Consider the following 8,103-nt stretch of genomic DNA (forward strand, 5'->3'; position numbering starts at 1 on the left):
GAGCCATACCGACGGCACTCTCCCATGACGGCGAGGGGGGAACCGGCAAGATCAATAGCCCCTCGGGATTCAGCAAGCCCGGACTGTTGCATCGTTTTCAAATGGTGCCCGGGGCCGGAATCGAACCGGCAAGGAGATTTCTCCCCGAGGGATTTTACATGGCCCCGGAAGTTACCTTCCGGCATGGACTATCTCTTCATCCGCACCTGCGGATGCTGGGCGCTTATGAGGGATCGGCTACAAATCCAGCAACGTCAGAGAAACCCACCTTTGCCGAGGCAATAGCAGGTAGTTTAGGTATACCAGTTACTGTCCGAAATAGAGGCGAGTATCAGTTATTACACAGTCATCAAAACACACAAGATGCATTTGCGGCAACGGGTTTGTCATTCGCTCCCACTTCAGGTGCTGGTAGGGCAGGGCAAGGCGCTCCTGAAAATTATGTAAGAACCGCACAAGCTACTAATGGTTCCGTTTGGTACATTGTCACAAATGGTATTGGCGACGTCGTTACTACGGGTGCCACACTATTCCGAGCAGGCCCCAGCGGCGGCACCCCCGGCGCCTCAACCTGGTCCGCCTCCTCCATCTCCACCCAGCAGCTGGCCCAGGAGGCCCTGGAGACCATCCAGAAGGCCATCACCTCCAAGGACAATATCCGCGCCCATCTGGGGGCCATGCAAAACCGGCTGCAGAACACCATCACCAACCTCCAGATCCAGGCCGAGAACCTCCAGGCCGCGGAGTCCCGCATCTCCGACGTGGACGTGGCCCTGGAAATGACCGAGTTCGTGAAGAACCAGATCCTGACCCAGGCCGCCGTGGCCATGCTCTCCCAGGCCAACTCCCTGCCCCGGATGGCCCTGCAGCTCATGGGCTAGGCCAGAGGGGAAGGGGAAATTGCTCCGACCCCGGAGCGTCCCCCATACAACCGACGAGCCACGACGAAAAAAGGCCCCTTGCCGGGGCCTTTTCTCGTTTAGTCGGGTGAGGGGAAGCGGTCGGTTCTACGGGGCCGTCACCGTCAGGTTGGCCGAGATGGTCAACTTGTTCAGGGTGGCCGAGATGCTCGCCGTCGAGGTGGCCGCCACCGGATAGGTGGTTACGGTGAAGGTCTGGGCTCCCTGGCCCTCGGGAATGGTCACCGTGGCCGGAACCGTGGCCCAGTTGACGTTGTTGGAGGCCAGGGCCACCTCCACCCCGCCGGCCGGGGCGTTCTGATCCAGGGTCACGGTCCCGGTCACGTTCTGGCCGCCGGGAATCGACGACGGGTTGATGGTCAATTGTTCGACAAGGGGGTAAAGGACTGCGCCGAAGTCCACCTCATAGGTGAACTGGTTGCTCATGGTCTTGTTCGTGCGGTAGTGGTCCTCGGCCGGCCAGGCCTTGTAGTAGCCCGCCGAGGTGACCTTCTGGACCCCGAACCCGGCGTTGAAGGTCACCACCCGGTCGACGATTCCAAGGGTCTGGATGACCCCGTAGGCCGCAGGCTCGTAGCCCGACTTGTTCATGGTGTTGAAGCCCTCGATGTCGTTCTTGTCGCTGTCCGGGGAATTGGACCGCCACAGCCAGGAGAAGGAACTGGCGCTGGGCTGGGAACTGACGGCGACCTGCCAACTTGGAACCTGGGTGGCCACGGACTTGGTCACCCCGAAGGTCGAGCTGATCCCGGCCCTGTTGAAACCGACGTTGAAGGAGGCCGTTTCGGTCTTGGTCGTGTTCGTGATCTGCGTTGCCGGAATGCCGTTCACATACTTGAAATTCGCCGTTTCCGAGGCCGGCGGGGCGAAGTTCAGGCCGTACTCCATGACCCCCCAGCCGTAGCCGTACATGGAATAATTCTTGGCATCGAGCACGTCGTATTTCTTGCTCGACGAGGCGCTCAGGGGCATCTCCACCGTGCCGCTGCCGCTCACGGAATGGTTGCTGCCGTCCACGGTGTCCCACCAGCCCTGGTGGTCCATGGTCAACCATTGAAAGTCCTGTCCCATGTTGTTTGGATCGTTGTCCAAATACACCGTGATCAGCGTGGTATGACCGTAGGTGCCCTGCTGCCAGCCGGACATGGGGCTCGGGGCCGGATACCGCCAGGTAGGATTCGGATACCCGCTCAGCCAGGCAGTGTCGTAGCGCCAGGCCACCATGGGCGACTGGGTCTGGTCCACATACCATTTCTTGTACTTGAGATAATCGGGCGGGGCCGGATCGCCGGCCATGGGTTGTTCGGCTCGTTCCCTGTTGCTGGCCAGATGATAATGCACGGCTGCGGCGAATTCCTGGACGGCCGAGCCTCTCAGATACTCCTCAAGGAACCGGGCCTGGTTCAGGGCCATGGCCTCGTCGTCAAACTCGATTTGACCGGGCTCCTCGACAGGGGCCAGGGCCGAGAAGTCGGCTTTGTCCACGCCGGCGGCATGGGGGAAATCCACAATGACGAATTCCCGACCCTTGGTTCCGGGCAGGGCGGCCACAAAGTAACCCGGACTCTCCCGGTCCCCGAACCTCAGGCCGATGATCTCCCGCAGGGCCTGCTTGTGTTCGTTTGTGGCCCAAAGGATCAAAACGCCCTTTTCGGCGGCCAGATAGCGCCGGACCAGACGAAGAAACGTCCGCTCATTGGCCGCTGTGGACCGGCCGTCAAAGACAAAGCCGTCATGCTCTGTTTCGTGCTCCACATCCACGACCTGGATGGTCACGCCCCGCTTCAGTAAGGCCTCCGGCACCCGGCCCTCCATGGGAGTCAAGGCGGCCATCTGGTACTCGGTGGTGGAGTCCGAGGTACTCTCGCAGGCCGACAGGCCAAAAACAGTCACCAAAAGGCACAGCGCGCCAAGGCTCCAATACCATCTCCGTTTCATGCTCCGTCTCCTCTGAGTGCCTGTCGCCATCCAGGCCGGTAAAGCTATGTTGGGTGTTTGATTGGGAACCGGTACGATGCCGAAAACTTGTCCATGCATCTTGAATCTTCCATAAATATTTTTTCTGCGCAAGCCGGTTCATGGCCATTTTCCGGGATGAAAACCAACACCTTTCCAAGGCCAGGGAATCGACATGGTGATGCCGCAATTCCGGGCCTTCCCCAACCTCGACGGGTTCCGTGTTGACTCCCCTCGCCCGTCCCGCATACGGTCTTTCCAGAATCTGAGAACCACATCCCGGAGAAGGCCATGCAGACCACCCGCTACATCACCCAGGCCCTGCGGACCGAAGGTCTGGACCACGTCTTTCTCGTTCCCGGCGGCCTCATCGACCCCTTTCTGGCCGCCCTGTCCGAAACCGATGGCCTGACCCCGATGGTCGCCGCCCACGAGGCCGGGGCGGCCTTCATGGCCGACGGATACGCCCGGGCCTCGGGCCGGTTCGGAGCCTGCTTCGGCATCGGCGGGCCCGGAGTGACCAACATGATCACGGCCATGGCTGCGGCCCGGACCGACTCCTCGCCAATCCTTCTGGTCACCGGGCAGGTCCCCACCGACTGGGAGGGCCGGGGCGGATTCCAGGACTCGTCTCCGGCGGCCCTGAACGACGTGGCCATGCTCGAACCGGTCTGCGTCCGGTCCATGGCCGTGGAATCCGTCCACCTCGTCCACCACCATCTCCGGGCCTGCCTGACCCGCATGCTGGCCCCGCTCCAGGGCCCGGTCCACATGTCCGTGCCCCTGGACATCCAAAAGGGCGAGGTCCACATCCCGTGGACACCCCTGCCCGAGTGCCTCCGCCGGCCCCGGTTTCTGGACCTCCACGGCCTTGATCTCCTGCGGGGCATCCTCTCCCCTGACCAGGGGCCACCACCGGTCAACATCGTCATCCTGGCCGGGGCCGGAGTGGATAAATCCGGGGCCCACGCCGACCTGATCCGCCTGGCCGAGGCCTACGCCATCCCCGTGGCCACCACCCTGCGGGCCAAGGGCGTCTTTCCCGAGGACCACCCCCTGTCCCTGGGCGTGTTCGGCTATGCCGGCCACCGCCCGGCCATCGAGGCCATCCTGTCCGGGGAGGTGGACGTCCTTCTCGTCCTGGGATCAGGCCTCGGCCAGCGGGACACCATGTACTGGTCCCGCCGCATGCTGCCGAAAATCGCCCTGGCCCACGTGGACAGCGACCCCACGGCCATCGGCCGGACTTGGCCCACCGAGGCCCCGGTCATCGGCGATTGCGGCGAGGCCCTCCGGGCCCTCCTGGCCGAACCCGACCGCCTCCGGGCCCTGACCCAAACCGCCCCGAAGCGGAAGGCATGGACAGAGGCCGTCCTGGCCGTCGGCCCCCGGACATACGGTCCAGAAAACATCGACAGCCGGGCCGTGCCCATTCATCCGGCCCGGGTCGTGGCCGAACTGCGCCGGGCCATGCCCCGCGACGGGGCCCTGGTCGTGGATTCCGGGGCCCACCGGGCCTTCTGCGGCCACTATTGGGAGTCCTACGGACCGGGGACCTATTTCTCGGCCACCAATGTCGGCCCCATGGGCTGGGCCGTGCCCGCCGCCGTGGGCGTCAAGGCCGCCCGACCGGACCGGCCCGTGGCCGTGGTCACCGGGGACGGGTGCATGCTCATGCACGGCATGGAGATCCAGACCGCGGCCCGCTACGGTCTGGCAGTGGTCTTTGTGGTCATCAACAACTCGGCCCTGGGCAACGTCTGGTTCCGGGCCCGGGAACAGGGGCCCGGCCCCGCCGGCCTGACCGAGATTCCCAACCACGACTGGGTTCGACTGGCCCGGGCCCTGGGTCTGGAGGCCAGAAGGGTGGATCGGCCCGAGCAGCTGGCCCCGACCTTCGAGGCCGCCCTGGCCTCGGGCCGGCCCTTCCTGGTCGACTGCCTCTGCGACAAGGCCTTCGAGACCCCGGTCACTCCGTTCGCCCAGGCCAAAATGGAATGGGTGGACGAGGATTGAAGTTTTCGCAAAAATTCAGTTTGCTCGCTTCTCGCCAATCGTTGCAGGGAAAAAAATGAAGAGCGCTTCCAGCCCTTCCTATTGCATTCAAAAATCCGATCTCCGGGACGGATCCGGGGCTTCCTTCCTGGGAGCCACGACCCAGAGCGTCCGCCCGAACGGCCTGCTCCTCGCCGCGCTCGTCACCATCCTTCTGGGCCTTGTCCTGGCCTGCCCGCCCTCATGGGCCGGGGCCCGGATCGAGTTGACGAACGAGGAACAGGCCTGGTTGGCGGCCAATCCCGACAAGCTGACCCTCTATTTCAACACCGAATTCCCGCCCATCGAGTTCATTTCCGAGTCCGGGTCCTTCATCGGCATGGGCGCGGACGTCATCTCCCGGATCGAGGACCTCCTCGACGTTTCCTTTCTCAAGGTTCCTTCCGACGACTGGAACGCCCACCTGGCCGCCCTGAAGAGCGGGGCCTGCGCCGTGGCCCCGACCATCGTCAAGACCGAGGAGCGGGAAAAATTCGCCTTCTTCACCCAGCCGTACGCCACCGTGCCTGTGGTCATCATCACCCCCGAGGAGACGTCCGGAGAGCTGAAACTGAACGATTTCAAAGGCAAACGGATCGGAGTGGTCTCCGGCTATGCCACGGAAAAATTTCTCCGCGATCAGGCGCTGGTCGGGCACTTTGAGGTCGTGCCCGTGGCCAACGTGCCCCAGGGACTCCAGATGGTCTCTTTTGGCCGCATCGACGCCTTTGCCGAAAACCTGGCCGTGGCCGCCCACTTCATCGACCAGATGGGCATCCCCAACCTCCGGGTAGCCGGGACCACGAACTTTTCCTTTGCCTGGAGCATCGGGGTCAGCCGCGAGTATCCCCTTCTTTACGGCGCCATGGCCAAGGCCCTGGCGGCCATCCCCGAAAAGGACCTGACCGACATCCGCCGAAAGTGGATCGTTCTGGCCACCCATTCCGGCATCGCCCCGGAAACCCTGCGGCTGATCAAGGCCGTGGCCCTGTTCGCCCTCCTGCTCTCCCTGGGTCTTGGGGTCATCTCGTTCTTCCTGAAGCGCAGTCTGAACCAGAAGGTCCAGGGAATCCGACGAAGCGAGATCCGGGCCAATGCCCAGCGGTCAGCCATCGTTGAACTGGCCCTGGACAAGGGCGTCGTCGAAGGGGACCTGGACTTGGCCCTGAGTCGGGTCACCAAAACCGTCGCCGAGACCGTGGGCGTGGCCCGGACGGGAATCTGGGTCCTTTCCGAAGGCGAATCCATGCTGAACTGTCTGTCCCTCAGGGCGCATGATGCCGAGAAAAAGGATGCTGCCGCTCCCCTCGACGCAAAGTCCATACCTCTATACCTCGAAGCCCTTCGCGCCGAAGGCCGGATCTTCGCCCCCGACGCCCTGAACGATCCGAGAACCTCGGAACTGGTGGACTTGTATCTGGCCCCCCTGGGCATCGCCTCCATGCTCGACACCGGCATTCTGATCGAGGGACGCCTCGTGAGCGTGGTCAGCCTGGAACATGTCGGACGGCTGCGGCATTGGGAGCCGGACGAGGAGGCCTTTGCCAGGACTGCGGCGGCCATGGTCGGCCAGATCATGGCCAACGCCCGGCGAAGGGAAGCCGAAAAGGCCCTCTTGGAACGCAATCGACAATTGCAGATATTGAGCGACAACCTGCCCAACGGCTACGTCTACCAGGCCGTTGTCGACCCGGACGGCGGCAGCCACGAATTTTTGTATCTCAGCGCGGGCGTGGAGCGGATGCACGGTATCTCGGCCGAGGCAGTCCTGGCCGACTCGAACCTGCTCTACGGCCAGCTGTTCGCGGAGGACCTGCCCCTTTTGCTCGAGCGAGAAAAACAGGCCTGCCAAAACCTCTCCCTCTTCCGGGCCGAGGCCAGGTTCCGCGATCCATCCGGAACCGTTCGCTGGATGTCCCTGTCCTCGTCTCCCCGCGTCCTGGCCGGGGGCAGAATTGTCTGGGACGGTATTTCCCTGGACGTCACCGAGCGCAAGCAGGCCGAAGAGGAGCGCGAGAAGCTGCAGGGCCAACTCCTCCAGGCCCAGAAGATGGAGTCCATGGGCATCCTCGCCGGCGGCATCGCCCATGACTTCAACAACCTCCTCCACGCCATGGGCGGAAACATCGAACTCCTGCTCCAGGGCCGGGCCCCGGACCACCCGGAAACGAGCCGTCTGAACGCCGTGGTCAGGTCCATGGACAGGGCCAGGAGGCTGGTCCAGCAGTTGCTCTTCTTCAGCCGCAAGGCCGAGTCCCGCCGGATTTCCGTGGACCTGAACCGCGAAGCCCAGGAAACGGCTCGTATTCTGGAACGAACCATCCCCAAAATGGTCGCCCTTGAAATCCGCCTGCAACCCGACCTCTGGAAAATCTCATCCGACCCGGTGCAGATCGAACAAATCCTGCTCAACCTGGCCGGCAATGCGGTGGATGCCATGCCCGACGGCGGAACCATCTCCATCGAGACGGGCAATGTCATTCTGGACGAAGGCTTTGTCCTCGCCCACCCCGAAGCATCGGCCGGTCGCCATGTCCTCCTGACCTTGAGCGACACCGGCTTTGGCATGGACGCCGACACCCTGTCCCACATCTACGATCCGTTCTTCACCACCAAGGAGGTGGGCAAGGGCACGGGCCTCGGCCTGGCCTCGGTCTACGGCATCGTCAAGAGCCACGGAGGGCACATCCAATGCGACAGCGAACCCGGACGGGGCACGACCTTCCGCATCTACTGGCCGGCCGCAGACGAGACAGACGCCGTTTCCGACCGCAGCCTGGAGGAGGCCTCTCCCGGGGGTGGCGACGAGACGATCCTGGTCGTCGACGACGAACCGGAGATCCGGGAGCTGACAGCGGAAACCCTGGAGGCTCTCGGATACACCGTGCTGGTCGCCGCCAGCGGGGAGGAGGCCCTGGAGATTTTCCGCCGACAGGGCAATGGCATCGGACTGGTCCTGCTCGATCTGAACATGCCCGGCCTCGGCGGCCAGAAATGCCTGGCGGCCCTCCGGGAAATAGATCCCGGGGTCAGGGTCGTCATCGCCAGCGGCTACGCCGCGACCGACCACCGCAGTCAGGCCTTGGCCTCCGGCGCCTGGGGCTTCATCGCCAAGCCCTATCGGATGCGCGAACTGGCCGACGTGGTCAGATCGTCTTTGGACGGGGGGTGAGCCCTAGTCCCGGGCTCTTTG

3 protein-coding genes and 1 pseudogene are annotated in these 8,103 nt (G+C 63.6%); 3 read left to right on the forward strand and 1 reads right to left on the reverse strand.

The features are described from left to right. The first annotated feature begins 566 nt into the window (after positions 1-566). Positions 567-881: pseudogene (locus EOM25_10500) on the forward strand (flagellin). Positions 882-1,007: 126 nt separating this feature from the next. Here EOM25_10500 and EOM25_10505 read toward each other — a convergent pair. Beyond that, a complete protein-coding gene (locus EOM25_10505; GenBank protein ID NCC25607.1) occupies positions 1,008-2,858 on the reverse strand; it encodes a hypothetical protein in 1,851 nt (616 codons plus the stop codon). 309 nt (positions 2,859-3,167) lie between these two features. Here EOM25_10505 and EOM25_10510 point away from each other — a divergent pair, with 309 nt between their 5' ends. Together EOM25_10510 and EOM25_10515 are read left to right on the forward strand one after the other, a co-directional pair. After that, positions 3,168-4,892: a thiamine pyrophosphate-binding protein gene (locus tag EOM25_10510; protein ID NCC25608.1), complete on the forward strand. Its 1,725-nt coding sequence runs from the start codon at positions 3,168-3,170 to the stop codon at positions 4,890-4,892. 55 nt (positions 4,893-4,947) lie between these two features. Continuing rightward, on the forward strand, positions 4,948-8,082 hold the full coding sequence (locus EOM25_10515) for a transporter substrate-binding domain-containing protein (protein ID NCC25609.1): 3,135 nt from the start codon (positions 4,948-4,950) through the stop codon (positions 8,080-8,082). The last annotated feature ends 21 nt before the right edge of the window (positions 8,083-8,103 follow it).

The sequence above is a fragment of the Deltaproteobacteria bacterium genome, from assembly GCA_009929795.1.
Lineage (GTDB): Bacteria > Desulfobacterota > Desulfovibrionia > Desulfovibrionales > Desulfomicrobiaceae > RZZR01.